Origin of the sequence: Bradyrhizobium japonicum USDA 6, from assembly GCF_000284375.1 — a bacterium.
GTDB lineage: Bacteria > Pseudomonadota > Alphaproteobacteria > Rhizobiales > Xanthobacteraceae > Bradyrhizobium > Bradyrhizobium japonicum.
This window is the reverse complement of record NC_017249.1, coordinates 2,980,662-2,998,057: the sequence shown is the minus strand read 5'-3', so window position 1 is coordinate 2,998,057 and position 17,396 is coordinate 2,980,662. Positions and strand designations below refer to the sequence as shown.

Sequence of the window (17,396 nt, the reverse complement as noted above, 5' to 3'; positions counted from 1 at the left end):
GAGCTACTGCTCGCCCGGCCACATCGCCATGGCCGCCTTCGCTACGCCCCTCAATTCCTCAGGCGTGGCGCCGTCCTTGGCCTGGATGGCCATGCCCTGAAAGACACTCAGATAGAAACGGCTCAGCGCATCGACGTCGGTTGCGGCAGGCAGCTCGCCGCTGACCACCGCCCCTTCGATCCGCGCGCGCAGATTGCCGAGCATGTCGAGCCGGACCTTCCTGATCGCGCGGGCGATTGTGGCCGGCCATTCGTCGCTGACGGCACCGAGCACGGCCATGCAGCCGGCCGGCGCCGTCCGGGATTTCGGCAGGGTCTCGGTCGCCCTGATCAGCAGGTGCTCGATGCCCTCGCGCGCAGTTTTTCCGTCCGCGAGCTTGTCCCACACCGGAGGTCCCTGGGTCTGAACGTAGTGCTCGATTGCGGCGAGGTAGAGCGCCTCCTTGCTTTCGAAGGCCGCATAGAGGCTCGGCGAGCGGACGCCCATGGCGTCGCAGAGGTCGTGCATCGAGGCCGCCTCGAAACCCTTGCGCCAAAACAGGAACATGGCGGCTTCGAGCGCTGCCTCTCGATCGAATTCCCTGGGTCGTCCGGCCATCTCGCCCTTTCTGTAATGATCAACACATAATTGACTTGACGCGCCCGTTCAAGACTCCACATATTCTGTGTCGATCGTTACAAAATTGGAGAGATTAAATGAATCTGGCAGGAAAACGGGCCCTGGTGACGGGCGCAAGCAGGGGCATCGGTGCAGGCATTGCAAAAGCGCTGGCCGCGGAAGGCGCCGATGTTGCAATCACTTACGAAAAGTCCGCAGACAGCGCCGCGAAGATCGTGGACGTCATTAAGGCAGGCGGGCGCAAGGCCGTGGCGATCCAGGCCGACAGCGCCGATGTCGCTGCCGTTCAGGCCTCGGTTGCCAAGACCGTCGCGGCGCTGGGCGGGCTCGATATTCTCGTCAACAACGCCGGAATTCTTCGATTGGGCGGCCTCAACGACATCTCGCTGGAAGACATCGATGCGCTGCTGGACGTCAACGTGCGCTCGCCAATGATCGCGAGCAAGGCCGCACTGCCCCATCTCGGCAAAGGCGGCCGCATCATCACCATCGGCAGCTATTTCGCCGACCGCGTGCCCGCGCCGGTGCTCGGCGTGTACGCGGCGTCGAAGTCGGCGCTTGCAGCGTTCACGAAGGCGCTGGCGCGGGAGCTCGGCCCCAGGGACGTCACGGTCAATCTGGTGCAGCCGGGATCGATCGACACCGACATGAACCCCGCAAGCGGCCCGACCGCGGAGACGCTGAAACAGTTCATGGCACTGGGCCGGTATGGTGCGACGGATGACATCGCGAATGCCGTGGCATTCCTGGCGAGCGCGAAGGCAAAATACATCACCGGCTCGACATTGACCGTCGACGGCGGCGCGAACGCCTAGGCATCCCACGCCGGACGCGAATTCCGGTCGGACCGACCCGGGATGACGGCGAACCTGGCGACGTCCGGCTGCAGGAGGCCGCCCACGAGGCGGCCTCCTGCTGGTAATCGGCCTCAAATCACTTGGTGTGACCTTACTTGGTATAACCCTGGCTCGTACACCACCACATGGCGTCAGCCCCGGTCGAGCCATGCTCGATGACGTATTTTCGGCACGCTTCGTAGTTGACGGCATAACGCTTGGCACACGGGACCGGGGAAATGGTGCCGCTACTCCAGGAGCATTTGTATTGGGCGTTGGCTGTCGGCATAGAAAGGGTTGCGACAGCGAGCCCGACGACGAGGAACGCGAAGGTCTTCATGGCTATCTCTCCCGAATTCAGGAATAGCGAATGCTATCCCTGGTGGTATGATAGCATACTTTCGACTGCGCCAGGAGATAGCGCGCTGCAAGAGCCATCCCTTCCGATACACTCAGCCGCGCAGCCCAGATGAAGCGAAGCGTAATCCGGGTCTTCTTGCGCGGACACGGCGGTCCCGGATTGAACTGCGCTTCGTCCGGGCCACGGCGTCTTACCGGAAATAACCCAGCACGAGATCGATGTCCGAACTGCCGGCGATCGTGCCGTTGAGCTCGGCGTCGATAACGCGGCGACAGGCCGCGATCGCGGCGTGGTCGCCGAGATCGTTGGCGGCTTCCAGCACGAGCCAGGCGGCGTCGACGGAAGCCTTCTCGGGGGCCGAACCGCCGGCATCGACGGGCAGGCTCTTGTTCTTGCGAATTGCGGTGCCGAATTGAGGCAACATGGCAAATACTCCCCTCTGGCTCAGTGCACCTGGAGCTCGGGCTGACGGCCCGTATCGGCACCCGCGCCGGTCTTGCGCGACTGGTAGAACTTCAGAATGCTGCGCGACGTCTCGATCTTGAGCTTGCCGAACTCGCGCTCGCTGTCATGAAGCTCGCGCGCCGTGATCAGATGATCCTTGGCGCCGAGGAACAGCAGCGACATGGTGGTGTCCCACGAGAAGTCGAGCGCCTTGCACAGCACCAGAAGTATCTCGCGATTGCGGTCCATCATCGCGCGCTCGATCACGTCGACCGGAAGCGACGACAATAGCGACAGGCCGATCTGCACCTCGTCGAAACGGTGCTGGCGCGCATAGTTCGAGATCGAGTCCTGGTTGAGGTTGCCCTGGCGGTACTGCGTCGTCACCACGCGCTTGGCGACGAAATAGCTGCGCGAGGACGGACCGAACTTGGACTGGAGATCGCCGGTGACGTCGGTCACCGAGCTCTGGATCTGCGACATCATCTCGGGCCGCTCGCTCGCGAGGCGGCGGCGGACGTCTTCCGACGCCTTGGAAATGAGCTGCTGGAAGATGTGGCGCGGCACGTCCTTGCGCAGGCCGAGCTGCTCGGCGAGGATCGAGTCACCCTCGGCGCGCCGGACCATGTGCAGCAGGCCCGAGCCGGAGAAGCGCGCGCCCTCGTTCTTGGCGACGGAGGTCACGACCTCCTGGTCGCCGCGCTTGACGAGCACGTCGGTGACGGCTTCGCCGATCGACTTGCGCTGGGCGATCGCAAGCAGATGCGCCTGGCCCTTGGTCATCGCGCTCTCGACCAGCATCTTCTCGTCGATCCGACTGGAATCGCGCAGCACCGGACCGGCCACGTCGATCTCGTCGTCGAGGGCGAGCTTTTCGATGACATTGAGCGGAGCATGGTCGCAGGCCGACATCAGCTCGGAGAGCTGCGCCCGCGCGGCGACCTCGATCTCGTCGGCAAGCCGCCCGATGACCTCGCCGAACATGCTGATCTCGTCGTCGCTGTAGCGGCCGGTGATCAGGATGTCGGTCGCATGCCACAACGCCTTCGCCCGGCTCTCGTCGGTGCCGCGCGCGATCGCGTCGTCCAGATCCTGCAGAAGCGATTTTGCGCCGTTCATCTCGATACCCCAGTTCTTGGTTAGCCATCCCGCTCGTGCTGGCGGGACGCCGAATTCCTCTGGGAACAGAGACTAGGGAACAAACGCGAGAATCCGGTAAAACCGGCAGATCAGTTTTGCCGGGCAAAATTCGATAAAATGCGCGGGAATGGGTTTACCGGCGAGCAAGGGCCCGCGCTTGCCGAAGCTGCTGCCCTCACGGATTCGACGGCGTCAGCACCAGCGGTGGCTTCGGCTTGGGTCTTGCGGGCGGCGGGCCCGGCGCCGGCCTCACCTCGATCGGCGGCGGCAGCGGCGCGATCTGCTGGCTCGCGAGCGGCGGGCTTGTGAGTGGCGGGCTTGCGATTGAAGGACTTGTGATTGAAGGACTTGGCACCGCGGGGGCGGCATGCGGCGCCTTCGGCGTCGGCGCGGCCTTTGGCTTCGGCGGCGCGCGGCGCGGATCGCGGCCGGGCAACGGCACGTCGATCAGCGACGGCTCGGGCACCGGATCGGGCGAGACCAGCGTCGGCAGCGCCGCAGTCGCCGGCGGCGGCTCGCCGCGCTCGATCGCATCCAGCCGGCGCGTCTCACGATCGATCGTGCGCACCGCGAGCCAGGACGACAGCGGCGCGAGATCGACGGTGCGGCTGAGCTTGTCGGGGGGACCTGCCGCGAACAGCTGGATCTCCGGCGGCGCGCCGGAGAGCCCGGTCATGATCGGCGTCAGGCTGGCGCGGATGTCGGCCTGGTCGGCGGGAATGTCGTAGCCGCCGGAGACGATCGCCCGCGCGTTCTTGGCGTCCAGCGGCGTCGCGCCGACGCGCAGGCGCCCGTCGCGGATCGTGAACGGGATCTGCGCCGAGGCGACCGCGATCGGGCCTGCCGACAGCGCGGGCTCGACGAGCTGCCGCAGCCTGTTGTCGTCGGCAACCTGGCCGCCGTCGCTGGCGCGGATGGCGATCTCGAAGGCACGCGGATTGAGGCCGCTGATTTCCGCGGCCTCGAGCGTCACCGTGCCATTGCCGGCGAGCGCACCGATCAACGCCGCAACGCTGCGGCCCTGACTGGTCAGGGCCATCTGCACCGAGGCGCGTCCCTTGGGCAATGCGAGATCGCGGTAGCGCAGCGCCGCAGCATCGACGTTCCTGAGCTCGATGCGCGCGTTCAGCGCAACACCGTTGGCGCCATTGCGCGCGTCGAAGCTCGCCGACATCTCACCGCCGCCGATACCGCCCTTGAGCGCGTCGAGCGCGAGCGACTGGCCGTCGCTCCGGATCGTGCCACCGACGGGGCGCAGCTCGATGCCGTCGGGCAAGGTGCCGCGCAAGGCCTGGAAGGCGATGCGGCCGCGCCAGCCGCCGAGCAGCCCCGCACTCAGGGGATCACCGGCATCACGTCCGGCGGCGCCGATGGCCATAGCGAACGCGGGCGCGAGATCGAGCGCGTCGAGGCCGATTTCGCCATCGACGCTCTTCTCCTGATCGAGCGTCACCGCGAGATGCCCGCGCAGATGCGAGCCGGCCGCGCTGCTGTCGAGATCGTCGAAGGTCAGGCGGTTGCCGGAGAGGCCGACGCGCGAGGACAGGTTGACGTTCTGCACCGATCTATCGGTTGGACTGGTCCCGAACAGCGGCGCCAGATTGGCATTGCGCACGCGCAAATTCACGCTGGCCTTCGGCTGGGACGAACTGGGGTCCGACAATTCGATGCTGCCTTGCGCATCCGCATCCAGCCCGCCGCCACTGAGCTTTGCGTTCAACTGCAACGGCCGGCGCCAGGCGCCGCTCAATCGGCCTTCGAACTGCGAGGCGCCCTCGCCCGCGGCGGCGACGCGATCGAGGCCGAGCAGCGCCAGCAACGCGCCGGCCTTTGGCGTCGAGATTTTCGAGTCCAGCGTGAAGTCGCTGTTACGCAAGCGGTCGATGTCGATGCCGTTGACCGCCGCCACCGGCGTCTGCCCGGCCAGCGTCGCGGTCGCCTTGAGCTGCGGCGCATCGAGATCGAGCACGGCGCGCGCGTCGTTGCGATCGGCATGATCGGCGTTCTTGTCGAGGCTGAGGTCGAGCTTCAGCCGCGTTGCGCCGGGCAATGACGGGATGGCGTCGAGCCGTGCGCGCACCGAAGGCGCAATCGGCTCGAGCAGCGCGGTGAGCTCACGCAGCGAATTGGCCGAGGATTTCAGCGCGAGCTTGCCGGTGGCATGAACGCGGTCGAAGCTGCCGCTCGCTTCGGTGGTCACCCCGCTCGCCTGGCCGAAGCGCAACTGCTCCAGCGACAGCGCCGCCGGGCCGTAACCGAGTTTCGCCGCGAACGGCCGCAGCTCCTGTCCGGCCGACATCGCGCGGCCGACATCGAGCGCGAGCCTGGCTTCCTCCGGCCATTCGCCCTGCGGCCCCGCGAGCGCGCGCACGAAGCTTGCGGCGGCATCGAGGTCGAGACGGTCGGCCTTGAGCTCGGCGTCGATCCGCGAGCCCTTGCTCGCGCCGGTCTGGACGAAGGCGATGCGGCCCTCCACCGCGCCGCCCTCGATCTCGGCCTTCAGCCTGTCGACAGCGAGATGGTTGGCGGCGATGGTCACGTCGCCGGCAAGGCGCAGCGGCCGCGTGCTGCGGCGGTTGATCTCGCTGCGGCCCTGGAGCCAGGCCACCAGCGTATCGGGATCGGACGACTCGACGCTGAGACGGCCGCTGAAGCTGTCGGCGCCGGGCGTTGCGCCGTTGAGCGAGAGCTGCGTCATGCCGGGTGCGCGCAGCTCGAGCCGCTGGAAAGTCCAGGACCTTCCGTCGGTCTGAAGCTCCGCCGTGATGTTCTGGAGCGGACGCCCGCCCAGCATGATCTGGTCGGAGTTGAACTCGATCTGCGCCGGCATCGGCGCCTGCGGGATCGCCGCAAGGCCCGCGCGCAGTGCCGACAGGACCCGCTGCGGCTCGGCATCGTCCTTGCCCGCCAGCTTGTCGGCATCGACCTGGCGCGCCGACAGCACCGCGCGCAGCAGCGGCGAGGCGCCGAACCTGACATCGCCGACACCGCCAAACTTGATCGCATTGTCCTCGGCGCCGAAGCTCGCGTCGATCTGGTCGAATTTGGCGCCGGCCGGATCGGCCTTGAGCTTTGTCGTGAGCTTCCAGGGTGTCGGCCCCGCGGTGCCCGCCTTCTTGACCGGAGGCACGGCGAGCGTCAGCGCGCCGTCGAATTTCGGCAGGCGGTTGTCGAAGGCGAGCACGCCTTCGAGATCGGCCAAGATCGCGCGCTCGCCGGGATCGATGTTGAGGTGGAGACGGGTGGCGCTGCCGTCGGCGCTCGGGCCGGAGGAGACGCGGAACGGATAGCGCACCCCGGTGGCGGTGAAACTGCCGTCGCCGCGGACCGAGCCGGCCAGCGAGCGCACGTCGCCGGAAAAGGTGATGTCGTTCAATTCCAGCGTCGAGCGGCTGGCGGCATCGTGCAGGGCGATGCGGCCGGTGAGGTTCAGCCGTTCGATCGCAAGCGAGGCCAGGTTGAAGGTGCCACTCGCGGTGGACGGCAAATCGACCCGTCCCTTGGCATCCAGGCCGAGATCCACCGCCATGCCGTTGACGGTCAGCTCGGTGGCGCGCCATTCGCCGCGCATCAGCGAGCTCAGGCTGAACTCGACGTCGAGCTTGTCGGCGCGCAGGCGGCCGAGATCGTTGTTGCCGCCGAAGGTGACCGAGCGCAGCCGCAGCGTCGGCGCCGGCAGCAGCCGCGCATCCAGCTCGCCCGCCACCCGCACCGGCACGCCCATGATCGTGCCCGCCTCCGCCTCGAACTGGGGCCTGAACTGGTTCCAGTCGATGAAGTAAGGCCCGATCAGCGCGGTCAGCAGCGCAATGATGAAGGCAATCGCCAATCCGAGCAGCGTCGTCTGCACGGGTCTCCCCTCGGCCAAACCGGCCCGGGCCGAACCTGAGGGCCTCAGGCGCGCCGGAACAGCCCCCTATATAAAGGGAAGTGTGGCGAAGTCACAGCGACTGTTGGGCGCGGAGGTTAACGCTGGCGGCCATCACCAGCTCGCCGGCAGGCGTTTCAGGCCGCGCAGCACGAAGGTCGGACGCCATTCCGGGTTCTCGACGTCGTCGATGCGCAGATCCGGCAGCCGCCGCAACAGCGTCGCGATGGCGATTTCGGCCTCGATGCGCGCCAATTGGGCGCCCAGGCAGAAATGGATGCCGCCGCCGAACGACAGCGGCTTGACGTTGGGCCGGGTGACATCGAGCCGGTCAGGGCGATCAGGGTAAACCGCCGGATCGCGGTTGGCCGAGCCGAGCAGGCAGAGCACGGTCTCGCCCTTGGGGATGCTCTTGCCGCCGAGATCCGCGATGTCCTCCAGCGCCACGCGTCCGGTCATCTGCACCGAGGAATCGTAGCGCAAGAATTCCTCGATCGCGTTGACCATCAACTCGGGCCGCGCCTTCAGGAGCGCGAGCTGATCGGGATTGCGATGCAGCGCGAGCAGGCCGTTTCCGATCAGATTGACGGTGGTCTCGTGGCCGGCGCCGAACAGCAGGATGATGTTGGCGGTCAATTCCTCGTTGGTGAGCTTGTTGCCGTCTTCCTCGGCCTGCACCAGCTGGGTGGTGAGGTCGTCGCCGGGATTGCGGCGGCGCAGCTCGAACAGCTGCTGGAAATACATCTGCGCCATCATGTTGCCGGCGTTGCCCTTCGCGATCTCCTCCGGCGTGAGCGGCACGGGGTCGAGCAGCCGGCCGCCATCGCGCGAGCTGTTGTAGAAGGTCTCACGATGATCCTCGGGGATGCCGAGCATGTCGCAGATGATGGTGACCGGCAGGCGGAAGGCGAAATCCTCGATCAGGTCCATGTGGCCGCGCTCGATCACCGCATCGATGGCCTGGTCGACGATCGCCTGGATCCGCGGCCGCATGTCCTCGACGCGACGAGCGGTGAAGGCCTTCACGACGAGGCCGCGCAGGCGGGTGTGGTCGGGCGGATCGGATTGCAGCATCCAGTGGCTCATGCTGCGGAACACCGGCTCGTCCATGATGGCAGGGCTATAGCGGCGCTTGGAGCGCTCGACAAAGTCCTTGCCGAAGCGCTTGTCGCGCATCACGAGGCTGACGTCGGCGTGGCGGCTGGTGACGAACTGGCCGAACGGGGTCACATGGATCGGCTCGATCGTGCGCAGCCGGTCATAGTGCGGATAGGGATCGCGGATGAAGTCCGGCGACAGCGGATTGAACAGCGGTCCGCCTGCGGGTTGCACTTGCTCGTTCATGGTGACCTCAATCGGTTGCCGCATGACACGAATACGCCGGCAGTCCCCTTGCGTACGCGGCGTAACCATCCCCAAGATTATAAACTCGATACATTGTTGTATCGAGTTGCATTCTGCCCTAACCTGCGCCGATGTCAAGGGCGAGAACCAGGCCGACCAGGGACGACACGCGCGATAAACTGTTCGAGGCGGCCGCGCGCGTGTTCGAAGCCGACGGCATCGGCGGCGCCAGCATCGAGGCGATCACGGCCGCCGCGGGCTTCACCCGCGGCGCATTCTATTCCAACTTCAAGAGCAAGGACGAACTGATCATCGCCATGCTCGAGGATCATGTCGAGCAGTCGATCCGGCGCAACCTCGACATCCTCGCGCAGCACGACAATCTCGACGATTTCATCGCGGCGCTGAAGACGATGGATCGCAGCCGGCAAGACCCGCTCGGCCGCTCGCCCCTCCTGCACATGGAGATGATCCTGTTCGTCGCGCGCGCCGAGAAGCGCCGCCCGGAGCTTGCCAAGCGGCTACGCGCGCGGCGCAAGCTGGTCGCCGACATCGTCGAGGCCACGTTGAAGAGCAACGGCAGGAACGACACGCTGAATCCGCCGTGGATGGCCTCCGTCGTGCTGGCGCTGGAAGACGGCTTTCGCCTGCACCGCCTGATCGATCCGGAGACGACGCCGGCCGACAGTTTTCTGCGCGCGATCACGGATCTCAGGCGCAGGACGGGGTTGTCGTCGAACTAGCCTGGACCGCCGATATCACGCGCACGACCGGACCGCGATCCGACCGGCGTTCGCTTCTCCGACAACTCGTCGTCCGCCCCCCAATCGTGCGTTTGTGAAAACGCAGGGCTGCTTGCGGCAGAATCGGGCAAGGCATGGCTGCTTCGGGAAATACGCCGGGACTCCGCGGCGCTAACCGGCGAGGCACCGAGCGATTGGCGCAGGCGCGTCCGTTAGCAGCAATCTCTCGACAGGGACGGCAATCGCTCTGGCGCAGTCGACGATCCGGTTGGCTAAACATCGCAACGTCACATCATGGGGACGGAGACAAACGATGGACAGGAAACGGCTTGCAATCGCGCCACGGCGGAAGGCCGTCTCGACGGCGCTCATCTACGGGCTTTCGCTGACCGTGCGTTTCACCTCGCCGACGGCCGAAGAGGCGCCGCCACAAGCCGCGCAGAACGCCAAGGTCTCGACGTCGATCCTGATCGATCGGGGCTGGACCAACAAACCTGCGCTCCCGGCCGCCCTGCGCGGCTGGCCATCGGGCCCGCGAAGCTGCCGCGCAGGATGTGAAGGCCCTGCGCTGCTGTCCTCGCTGCCGAACTGCACCGCGCCGTAAGGGCCCGGCGGTATCCGTCTCACCTCTTCGCGTCATCATCGCTCGCAACAGGCTCTGCTCGCATCGAGCGGCGGCGATGGCGCGCGTTTCGAACCAACAAATCCAGAACCAAATCAAGGAGTGAACCACATGCGACTGCTCATCATTGGCGCCGGCTTCGCCGGCATGTACGCCGCCCTCTCCGCCGCCCGCCTGCGCGACATTCAGGGCGTTTCGCCGGAAGAGCTCGAGATCGCGCTCATCGCACCAGAGCCGACGCTGGTGGTCCGCCCTCGACTCTATGAGCCGAAGCCGGAAACCCTGACGGCGCCGCTGCTCGATGTCCTCAAGGCGATCGACGTCGGCTACATCCAGGGGAGCGCCGAGACCGTCAATACCGAGGCGCTGACGGTGCAGATCTCGACTCCCAATGGCACCCGCAAGACCCTGTCCTACGACCGCCTGGTGATCGCCACCGGCAGCCGCCTCTTCCGACCCAACATTCCCGGCCTTGCCGAGCACGGCTTCAGTGTCGACTCGCTCGACGATGCGGTCACCCTCGACAAGCATCTGCATGGCCTCGCCGACCGGCCGGCCGTCAATGGACGCGACACGGTCGTGGTCGCCGGCGGCGGCTTCACCGGCATCGAGGCGGCGACCGAGCTGCCCGCGCGCCTGCGCGCCATCTTCGGCCAAAACGCCAGAACGCGCGTGATCATCGTCGAGCGTAACGGCGCGATCGCTCCGGACATGGGCGAAGGCTCCCGCCCGGTCATCGAGCAGGCGCTGCGCAAGCTCGGCGTGGAGACAAGGCTCGGCACCGGCGTTGCCTCGCTCGACAAGTCCGGCGTGACGCTGTCGACCGGCGAACACATCGAAACCGAGACGGTGATCTGGGCAGCCGGCATTCGCGCCGCGCCCCTGACGGCGCAAATTCCCGCCGAGCGCGACAATTTCGGCCGATTGCTGGTGGACCGCGATCTGCGCGTGCCCGGCGTCGCCGGCGTCTTCGCCACCGGCGATGCGGCGCGGGCCGCATGCGACGACGAGGGCAATTACGCGCTGATGTCGTGCCAGCACGCCACGCGGATGGGCGCCTTTGCCGGCAACAATGCCGCCGCCGAACTCCTGCGCGTCCCGACCAGGCCGTATCACCAGAAGGCCTACGTCACCTGCCTCGATCTCGGCGAAGCCGGCGCGCTGTTCACGCGCGGCTGGGAGCGCAAGGTCGAGATGGTCGGCGACGTCGCCAAGAAGACCAAGCAGGAGATCAACACGGTCTGGATCTACCCGCCCCGCGCCGAGCGTGCCGCAGCGCTCGCCTCGGCCGATCCGGAACGTGTGACGAGCCTCTAGAGGCACGAAACGATGACGGCCGTACCTCCCTGGCGGCGCGGCCTGCTCAACCAAGACCAGCCGGGAGCCCTACCTTGAAACAGGAGACCAACATGAACCTGCACAACACCTCATACCCCGCGACATCGAAGCCGGAAGAACTCGTTCCGTCGCGCTACGCGCTGAAGGTCGGCGAGATCGACGTGCTGGTGGTCAGCGACGGCGTGCTGCCGCTGCCAACCACGATGCTGGCGCACAATGCCGACCCGGCCGTCCGGGCGACCTGGCTGCACGACATGTTCCTGCCGCAGGACGCTTTCGACTGGGCGCTGAATGCGGTCGTGGTCCGCAGCGGCGACAAGACCATCCTGATCGACGCTGGCCTGGGGTCCGACCCGGATCTGCACTTGCCGCGCGCCGGCCAGTTGATCAAGCGACTGGAGGCCGCCGGCATCGACCTTTCGTCCGTGACCGATCTGGTGCTGACTCACTTGCACATGGACCACATTGGCGGACTGCTCGTCGACGGAGTGAAGCAGCGGCTGCGCAAAGACCTGCGGATCCACGTGGCGGCCGCCGAGGTCAAATTCTGGGAAGCGCCCGATTTCTCCCACACCGCCATGCCGCCGGGCTTCCCGGACGCGCTTCGGGCGACCGCCAAGCGGTTCGTCAAGGAATACGGAAGTCAGCTGCGGCAGTTCGATGAGCAGCACGAGGTTGCGCCGGGCGTCGTCGTTCGTCGCACCGGCGGACACACCCCCGGACACAGCGTGGTTCGCGTGGCATCCGGCGGCGACGGGCTGACGTTCGCGGGCGACGCCGTGTTTGCTGTCGGGTTCGATCAACCCGACTGGCACAACGGTTTCGAACACGACCCCGAAGAGGCGGCGCGCGTTCGGGTCGGTCTGTTGCGAGAGATTGCCGCGAGCGGCGAGATGCTGGTGGCGACTCACATGCCGTTCCCGTCCGTCGGCCATGTGGCGGTCGCCGGCGACGCATTTCGCTGGGTGCCGGTGTTCTGGGATTACTGATCGCTCGCTGAGCCAACGTGAGACCAGGGCGCGCATTCATGGCGGGCCCTGGTCTCGATGCGGCGAAGCGATTCAGCGCGGCGCGCCGCCGATATCAGATCCGATCGTTGATCAGGACGCCGGACAACGACGGATCGTTCGCATTGGTCGCATCGCCTGCTTTCGTCGCGCTATAGGTCGAGTCCGCAAGCGAGCTTTTCAGCTGCTGGAGAAACTGTTGCAGCAGCTCCGCCGTCGAATTGCCGCTTGACGAGTCGTCCGTGCCGTTGACCGAGGGAGGCTCGCCGGATGGCGGTGGCCCGTCCGGCGGGGGCCCGCCCGCTCCGTGCGGTCCATGCGAGAGCGCCGCCTTGAAAATTCCTTGCAGCTCGGTGGCCTGCGCGTCCGTCAGCTTGCCGGCCGACACTTGCTGCTGGATGAGGCCATTGATCTTCGACTCGAAGGCGTCGGGCGAAGATGTCCCGCCGCCGGATTGATCGCTTGCGCCGGTTGACTGCAACGCGGAGCCGATGCTGCTGAGCGCGGCCGACAGTGCCGATTGATCCGACGCATCGATCGCGCCGGACCCGACTTCCGTTTGCAGTTCGTCTTGCAGCAGTTGCAACGGTGATGAGCGGTGGTGATGGGAGGAGAGCGCAGAAATCGAGGTCATGGTGGCTTTCCGTGCTTTTGGCGGACCCGAGGTGACGTTGCCCCGAGTCCCATCCAGTCCTGAGTTCGCCCTGGCAGTTGGATCTGCCCGGTTGCGCGGTGGTAGGAACGGGAGCTGGCGCGGAGCATTTGGCAGGGCGCCGCTCCGGTTGCTCGATATTGCCAATCGGCAATTAGTAATATCCAGAAACAAGAATCCGACCAGCCGATCATCAGCCAGGGCTGGAGCTACCCGTTGAAAGGGATGACTGCCGGATTGTGCGCGAACGCCCTGGAGCCGACTATGCCGACCGCTTCATCACGTCGCGATCTGCCGGCGCAACATCGAGCCGGCCCAGCATTGCCCTCGCCTGCTCGGCGCAGTGCTGATCAGCCAACGTTCGAACGCGACCGGCGGCAGCGCGGGCGCGTAAAGGAAGCCCTGGACGACGTCGCAGCCGAGCTTGGCCAGCGTCGCTCGAAAACGCGCTAGCTCGAGGTTCCGGGCTTGAGCTTGTGCAGCCGGCCCGCCACCGCGCGCACCTTGCGGGGAGCGGCCTGCCAGACCGAGAGCGCCGACAGTCCACTCACGACCATGGCGATGGCAAAGGCGAGCGTGTAGTCGCCGGTGCGATCATAGAGGAAACCCGTGAGCCAGGGACCGGCCGCGCCGCCGGCCAGGGCCGCCAGCATGATCGTTCCAAAAATGCTGCCCTGGTGCCTGCCCTGGAAGATCTCGAACACCACCGCGCCCATGATCGAGGTGAGGCCGTAGCCGAGCGCGCCTTGCGCGAACACCATGACATAGACCAGCCACAGCGACGGCTGGAATTTCAGCGCCATCAGCGCCGCAAAGCAGATCGCAAAGCCCGCGCAGCTGATCGCCCACACCCATTCCCGCCCGATCCGGTCGGAGACGTGGCCGAGCAGGATCTGCCCGGGAATGCCGAGCAGGCTGACGATGCCGAGCGCCCACACCGCGACACCGGGGCTGAAGCCGATGTCGAGCAGGAACTTGGTCTGGTGCACCTGCACCGCGTACCAGATGTACAGGCCGCTGAAATAGCCGAGCGCGATCCACCAGAAGCGCGCGGTCGCAACCGCCCGCTTGAGCGTCCAGTCGGTGCCGACCCAGACGGGATCGACGATGTTGGAGACCGGTGTTGCCGCGCCCGCCGCCGGCGTGGCATCGCCGTCCGGCTGAAGGCCGATGTCTTCGGGCCGCTTGTGCAGGAACAGATTGATCGGCGCCAGCACGACGAGAATGAGCAGCCCCATCGCGGTACAGGCGGTGCGCCAGCCGGTCTGCTCGATCATGTGCTGCACCCACGGCAGCAGCGTCACCGAGCCGATGCCGACGCCGGCAAAGGCAATGCCGATGGCGAAGCCGCGCTTGCGGATGAACCAGTTCGGCAGGAACAGCGATTGGCCGGAATAGCCGAGACACACCGAGCCGGCACCGACCATGACGCCGATGGTCACGTAGAGATGCCAGGGCGTGCTGGTGAGTGGCGCGAGCAGCAGCCCGCCGCCCATCAGCACGACACCGAGCTCCATCACCGCGCGCGGGCCGGCGCGATCCATCAGGCGGCCGATCAGCGGGCTGACGATGCCCGACACGACGAAGCCGAAGGAGAACGCGCCGGCAGTGACGCCGCGTTCCCAGCCGAATTCGGAGATGATGGGAGGAAAGAACAGCGAAAACGCGGTGCGCGCGTTGACGCCGATCGCCATGGTCACGAAGGTCACCGCGACCACGACCCAGCCGTAGAAGAACGGAAGACGCATGATGTGCTTATTTCATCCCTAGATGGTGCTACCGACCATCCGGGGCCGCCCGGGTCAAGCGATTTTCTCGAATGTATTTCTTGGCGGGTCGCAGAAGCTGCCACATCGTCATGGCCGGGCTTGTCCCGGCCATCCACGTCTTCGCTACGCGGAACAAAGAACGTGGATGCCCGGGACAAGCCTGGGCATGACGACCTCTCGTATATGTTCGAGTGTTGCCGGGCGCGCGCTCAGGCCGCGTCGCGCTGCGAAGGTTGAGCGGTCTCGTCGAATGCGATCTGGTCGACCGGCTGCGGGCGTCCGAACAGATAGCCTTGCGCGAAATTGACGCCGAGCGCCGTCAGCCGCTCGAACTCCTCAGCTGTCTCGACGCCTTCGGCGGTGACCGACATATCGAGGCCGCGCGCGAGCGTCACGATCGAGGCGATGATCGCGGAGCTGCGCGGCTGATGCGTGAGGTTGCGGATGAAGGACTTGTCGATCTTGATCTTGTCGAACGGGAACGTGGTCAGATAGCTCAGCGAGGAATAGCCGGTGCCGAAATCGTCGAGCGCGAGCTCGATGCCGATGTGCTTCAGCCGTTCCATGAAGGCGAGGTTCTCGACGCCGCGTTCCAGCAGCACGGATTCGGTGATCTCGATCTCCAACCGTTGCGGCGCCAGGCCGGAATCCGCCAGTGCCGCGCAGATCGTCTCGAACAGCTCGGCTTCCTTGAACTGGATCGGCGACAGGTTCACGGCAACCATGAGATCGCATGGCCAGGCCGCGGCGTCCGCACAGGCGCGCCGCAGCACGAATTCGCCGAGCGGCACGATCAGCCCGGTTTCCTCGGCAAGTGCGATGAACTGGTCCGGCGGGATCAGGCCGCGGCTCGGATGCCGCCAGCGCACCAGCGCCTCGAAGCCGCGACGGCCACCACCGGCGACGTCGACAAAGGGCTGATAGTGCACCTCCAGCTGGCACTGCGCGATGGCATCGCGCAAATCGCCTTCCAGCGTATTGCGGGCCTCGAGCTCGGCCGACATCGCCTCGTCGTAGACGGTGAAGCAGTTGCGGCCGGCCGATTTCGAGCGGTAGAGCGCGAGGTCCGCCTTCTTCAGCAGCTGCTCCTGGTCGCTGCCGTGGTCCGGTGCGATCGCGATGCCGATGCTGGTGCCGATCTCGACGCGATGGCCGGGCAGCAGGAACGGTTCGGCGACCAGCTTCGCGATCCGCGCGGCGAGCTCGGTCGCGCAGGCCCGCTGATCGTCGCAAGCCTCCTGGATGATGGCGAACTCGTCGCCGCCGAGCCGCGCCAGCACGTCGGTGGCGCGCAGCGCAGATCTCAGCCGCAGCGCCACCTGGCGCAGCAGCACATCGCCCGCACCGTGGCCGAGCGAGTCGTTGACGTTCTTGAAGCGGTCGAGATCGAGCATCAGGATCGCGAACGGCAGGCCCCGCACGCTCAACTGGCTGTTCATCAGGTCGAGCCGGGTCAGGAAGAAGGCGCGGTTCGGCAGCCCCGTCAGGATGTCGGTCTGGGCGAGCTCCAGCACCCGCCGGTTCGCCAGCGACAACCGCCGCGAGCTGCGGCTTGCGAGCATGAGATAGGTTGCGAGCGACAGCGTCAGCAGCATGCCGACGACGATGACCGCAACGGCGCGATCGTAGGCCGTCTCCAGCGAACCGCCGGCCGTCGGCATGGCGCGCACCTGCCAGTCGGTATCGCCGATCTTGAGGCTGCCCGACCAATGCAGCGCGCGGGCGACGTCCCGCATCGACTGCGGCGACGCGGCGGCCGACGAATAGTCCGGCAGGGTTTGTTCCAGGCTGACGATCTGCCCCGTGAAGGGCGGATAGACGTTCACACTGACCGCGGGGCTTGCTCCCGTGGTCACGCGAATGGACTGGATCAGCAGCGGCAGGTCGAAGACGCCGACGACGAAACCCGCCAGATTGCGGCGCCGGTCCGCCACCGCCTCGCGCGAGGTTCCCTTGGCGTAGACGGGAATGGCAACGAGCACGTCGGGCTGCCGGCCGCCCTCCTTCGGGTCGTAGAGCCGCGTGCGAATGGCGGCGACGCGGTCGTTGTCGCGCGCGCGCTCGAGAGCCGCGCGGCGCTCTGGAACGGTCGCGTAATCCATGCCGTAGACCGACGACGTCTTCGGCTGGGTCGAGTAGAACACCGGGAAATATTCATCGGCTTGCGGCGCTGTCGCGAAGGTCTCGCCCTGGAGCGACTTGATGCGATAGCCGGACACGCCGTCCGTGGCCGCGGCGGCCTCGTATTCGGCGCGCTCCTTGCGGTTGACGCGCGGCAGCCAAGAGATGCGCAGCATGCCGGGATGACGTTCGAACAGCCGGGAGCTGAACGTCTCGAATTCGCTGCGGGTGATTTCCTCGTTGGTCGATTCGAACAGCGTACGCAGCGCGACGAGCCTGGAGATGTACTCGCTCATGCCGTTCTGCATGACGATGGCTTCGGTTTCGGCGGCGTTCTCGAACTCGATCCTGTTGACGCGGTCTTCCCATCGCGCCACGGCGGCGGCGCCGACGAGCGAGAACAGAAGACCGACGCCGACTGCGACGAGCGCAGGGCGATAGAGTCCGAGCAGCGGCGCCGCGCGCCACCATCCGGGCCTACGTTCCCGATCCTGATCGTTCTGACCCCGACCGCCCATCTTGATCCCGCAAGT

Annotated in this window: 14 protein-coding genes; 5 read left to right on the top strand and 9 right to left on the bottom strand. The window is 66.3% G+C overall.

Annotation, left to right across the window (positions count from 1 at the left end; all coding sequences use genetic code 11):
* Positions 1–3: 3 nt before the first annotated feature.
* Positions 4–597 carry a TetR/AcrR family transcriptional regulator gene (locus BJ6T_RS14025; protein WP_014493035.1) on the bottom strand — a complete coding sequence of 198 codons (594 nt, stop codon included), beginning with the start codon at positions 595–597 and terminating at the stop codon, positions 4–6.
* Positions 598–695: 98 nt separating this feature from the next.
* Between BJ6T_RS14025 and BJ6T_RS14020 the strand changes: the two genes are divergently transcribed.
* Positions 696–1,433, top strand: a complete 738-nt coding sequence (locus tag BJ6T_RS14020; protein WP_014493034.1) for a 3-oxoacyl-ACP reductase family protein — start codon at positions 696–698, stop codon at positions 1,431–1,433.
* 133 nt (positions 1,434–1,566) lie between these two features.
* On the opposite strand, the gene BJ6T_RS14015 is transcribed toward BJ6T_RS14020, so the two are convergent.
* From BJ6T_RS14015 to BJ6T_RS13995, 5 genes are all read right to left on the bottom strand, one after another.
* Positions 1,567–1,794 carry a hypothetical protein gene (locus tag BJ6T_RS14015; protein ID WP_014493033.1) on the bottom strand — a complete coding sequence of 76 codons (228 nt, stop codon included), beginning with the start codon at positions 1,792–1,794 and terminating at the stop codon, positions 1,567–1,569.
* A 211-nt stretch (positions 1,795–2,005) separates the two neighbouring features.
* Entirely contained in the window at positions 2,006–2,239 is a 234-nt protein-coding gene (locus BJ6T_RS14010; RefSeq protein WP_014493032.1) for a lipase chaperone, read from the bottom strand.
* A 20-nt stretch (positions 2,240–2,259) separates the two neighbouring features.
* Positions 2,260–3,378, bottom strand: coding sequence for a DUF2336 domain-containing protein (locus BJ6T_RS14005; protein ID WP_014493031.1), 1,119 nt, complete (start codon positions 3,376–3,378; stop codon positions 2,260–2,262).
* A 196-nt stretch (positions 3,379–3,574) separates the two neighbouring features.
* Positions 3,575–7,249, bottom strand: a complete 3,675-nt coding sequence (locus BJ6T_RS14000; RefSeq protein ID WP_014493030.1) for an AsmA family protein — start codon at positions 7,247–7,249, stop codon at positions 3,575–3,577.
* Positions 7,250–7,381: 132 nt separating this feature from the next.
* Complete coding sequence (locus BJ6T_RS13995) at positions 7,382–8,611, bottom strand: cytochrome P450 (protein WP_014493029.1); 1,230 nt, start codon at positions 8,609–8,611, stop codon at positions 7,382–7,384.
* Positions 8,612–8,742: 131 nt separating this feature from the next.
* Between BJ6T_RS13995 and BJ6T_RS13990 the strand changes: the two genes are divergently transcribed.
* From BJ6T_RS13990 to BJ6T_RS13975, 4 genes are all read left to right on the top strand, one after another.
* The gene (locus tag BJ6T_RS13990) at positions 8,743–9,354 is read left to right on the top strand and encodes a TetR/AcrR family transcriptional regulator (protein ID WP_028170664.1); all 612 of its coding nucleotides are present in this window, start codon (positions 8,743–8,745) and stop codon (positions 9,352–9,354) included.
* Between the two features lie 313 nt (positions 9,355–9,667).
* Positions 9,668–9,958 (top strand): hypothetical protein, encoded by a 291-nt coding sequence (locus BJ6T_RS13985; protein ID WP_014493027.1) that lies wholly within the window; start codon positions 9,668–9,670, stop codon positions 9,956–9,958.
* Between the two features lie 129 nt (positions 9,959–10,087).
* Entirely contained in the window at positions 10,088–11,293 is a 1,206-nt protein-coding gene (locus tag BJ6T_RS13980; RefSeq protein ID WP_014493026.1) for an NAD(P)/FAD-dependent oxidoreductase, read from the top strand.
* Positions 11,294–11,385: 92 nt separating this feature from the next.
* Positions 11,386–12,303, top strand: coding sequence for an MBL fold metallo-hydrolase (locus BJ6T_RS13975; RefSeq protein WP_014493025.1), 918 nt, complete (start codon positions 11,386–11,388; stop codon positions 12,301–12,303).
* Between the two features lie 94 nt (positions 12,304–12,397).
* Here the strand turns inward: BJ6T_RS13975 and BJ6T_RS13970 are convergent, their stop codons facing one another.
* The 3 genes from BJ6T_RS13970 to BJ6T_RS13960 all read right to left on the bottom strand — a co-directional run bounded on the left by BJ6T_RS13970 (position 12,398) and on the right by BJ6T_RS13960 (position 17,381).
* Positions 12,398–13,147, bottom strand: a complete 750-nt coding sequence (locus BJ6T_RS13970; RefSeq protein ID WP_307724532.1) for a hypothetical protein — start codon at positions 13,145–13,147, stop codon at positions 12,398–12,400.
* Between the two features lie 275 nt (positions 13,148–13,422).
* On the bottom strand, positions 13,423–14,721 hold the full coding sequence (locus tag BJ6T_RS13965) for an MFS transporter (protein WP_014493023.1): 1,299 nt from the start codon (positions 14,719–14,721) through the stop codon (positions 13,423–13,425).
* A gap of 230 nt (positions 14,722–14,951) precedes the next feature.
* On the bottom strand, positions 14,952–17,381 hold the full coding sequence (locus BJ6T_RS13960) for a bifunctional diguanylate cyclase/phosphodiesterase (RefSeq protein ID WP_014493022.1): 2,430 nt from the start codon (positions 17,379–17,381) through the stop codon (positions 14,952–14,954).
* Between the last annotated feature and the right edge of the window lie 15 nt (positions 17,382–17,396).